The 640-nt window shown below is 73.3% G+C and carries 1 pseudogene; it reads right to left on the bottom strand.

The features are described from left to right. Positions 1-388 (bottom strand): annotated as a pseudogene (locus ACYVE9_RS29915) (right-handed parallel beta-helix repeat-containing protein); the annotation flags it as partial. Positions 389-640 lie beyond the last annotated feature (252 nt).

The raw sequence follows: 640 nt of genomic DNA, 5'->3' as shown, positions 1-640 counted from the left end.
CGCCCTCGCGGACCTCGATGCCGGCCGCGGAGCGGGTCATCACGCGCAGTCCGGTCAGCTCCGGTGTGCTGCCTTCGACGAGCAGCGCGAGCGCCGCTGGCTCCTGCCCCTCGATCTGGAGGTCGCGCACCACGGCTGCCGCGCGCACCGTGAGCGGAACCCCGTCCGCCGGTGTGATGCGTACCGAGCCGGTGCCGGCCCGCTCGGGCCCGCGCAGCGTCACCGCCCGCTCTATCACCAGGTTCTCGCGGTAGGTGCCGGGACCTATGGTCAGCACGTCACCGTCCCCGGCGGCCTCCAGCGCCGCGGCGAGTGAGGCGTAGTCGCCCGTACGCCGCCGCCACCGCGACGTGCTCGTGTGCGTCACCTGGACCGAGCCCTGTGCCATGGACCGTGTTGCCCCAACCTCGTGCGAGAACCGTGCGATAACTGAACGTGCTGCCAAGCCTGTCGGTCGCACCACGGTAGCGTGTGCGTTGCCGGTCGGATGACCGGTCGGCCCTCATCGCCGGGTTCGGTTCCCGGGTCAGTTCGACGCGTCCGTGCGGCCCCAGTCGGGGCCGCCCCGCGCCCACTCCCGCTCCCACCGCTCGTACCGGCGGCGCAGCAACTGCCGCAGCAGCGCCCGCCGTCCGGCCTC

The sequence above is a fragment of the Streptomyces sparsus genome (assembly GCF_054776295.1).
Note: the sequence above shows the minus strand (reverse complement) of the source record. Positions and strands in the feature narration are given on the sequence as shown.